General features: G+C 31.1%; 1 protein-coding gene and 1 pseudogene. Both read left to right on the top strand.

Annotated elements, in window-relative coordinates:
• The first annotated feature begins 185 nt into the window (after positions 1–185).
• A complete protein-coding gene (locus GOU96_RS17410) occupies positions 186–1,310 on the top strand; it encodes a right-handed parallel beta-helix repeat-containing protein (RefSeq protein WP_267783336.1) in 1,125 nt (374 codons plus the stop codon).
• Between the two features lie 155 nt (positions 1,311–1,465).
• Positions 1,466–1,559 (top strand): annotated as a pseudogene (locus tag GOU96_RS17405) (IS200/IS605 family transposase); the annotation flags it as partial.

The following is a 1,559-nucleotide window of genomic DNA, read 5'->3' as shown; positions in this document are numbered from 1 at the left end:
CCCTTAGGCGGGCGTTATATTTTCATCTAAGCCATTTGTTTGTTTGTATTGCATTTCACTAATGCTTTTTAATTATTTCAACTTGTCGAATTTAATAAGTATTTATTGTGTTTTACAAAAGTGTTTTTTAAGCAGTTAAAATAGTGTATTCTTATTTTGTACATTGTTATATATAAGGTGTTTAAATGCTTGGAGTAAGATTTTTCTTCGTAATATTTATTTTTTTCACTGTGAGCGCTCACTCTGGAGGTAATGATTTTGTCAGTATTATTGAGCGAGCGGAATCTGGGTCTACCATAGAGATAGAACCTGGAGATTATGATGTTTGTTCTACGGCGTATATTAAGAATAAAAATGACATTAAAATAGTTGGGATGGGTGGAGTTAACATTAAAAAGTGTAATTCATTTAATGGTGAATATATATTATCAGTCATTGATTCAGATAATATATCAATTGATGATGTTTCATTTTATGGTTTGACAGATGCTAAATATATTGATGAAAAAACTACCAATATGGTCTGGGGAGAGCAGGGTGTTTTATTCTCTGGTACGTCTGGCTCGTCAGTTAAAAACAGTAATTTCTATAATTTTGGTGATGCAGCATTACGTATAACCTCATCTAGGAGTCATTATTCTGGAGAGCAAATTAATTCTAAAAATTTTCGTGCTGAAGGTAATGTTTTCTATAATGTAACGCAAATCACAACTACACATCCATGGAGTAAGGATTTTGGAGGAACGAGAGATATAATCTTTAAAAATAACTTATTCTATGAAATGAAAGGAGGGTTGAAACTATCATCACGTAAAGGTGTATCTAATGCAATAGTAGAAGGTAATATTTTTAATTTCATACATGGTTCTGCAATAGAGGTTAATTATTATTCTAATGTTGTCATTAAAGATAATTCCTTTTCAAATGTTAATAAATTTATTCTCAATGTATTTCCAAACTCGATCAGTAATGTTAATGAGGCAATAGACTGGAGTGGACTGTCTTTTATAAAAAATACTGCATTTAAATCAAGGGGAGGTATCCGTATTGTTTCAGATATTGCGGGAGAGTTAATTTCTGGAAAGTATATTTCAAATGTAATTATTAGTGCTAATAAGTTTGTTGATGTTGATATGAGTTTATATAGCGCATCTAATAGATACATTATCAATTTGTTAGAGAATGAAAAAAAGTTCATATATTCTGTGGTTAAGATGAATTCGTATAATACATCTGGTGATGTGTCATTATTGAATATTGAACACTCTACAAATGTACAATCTCTGGATAATGTTGAATTAAAGCTTTAATAAGTTGTATGGTGTTTAAGTTTATTGGTGTTTTATTATTATCCCTAAACCACCGCTTTTAGCGGTGGTTATTATTCCTAGGGGCTTTTGCCCGAAAATGCGCCTATATTAGAAGGGAAACTCTTATTCACCATGAGTAAGATGATTCAAATAACATGGGCGAATACAGAAGTTCATCACACGTCTATTGGCGTTGAAAATGTCATATCGTTTGGACGCCAAAATTTCGTTTTAAGATCTTAAAAGGAA

This window comes from Vibrio sp. R-1 (assembly GCF_035615595.1).
Lineage (GTDB): Bacteria > Pseudomonadota > Gammaproteobacteria > Enterobacterales > Vibrionaceae > Vibrio > Vibrio cholerae.
This window is presented reverse-complemented; position numbering and strand designations above follow the sequence as displayed.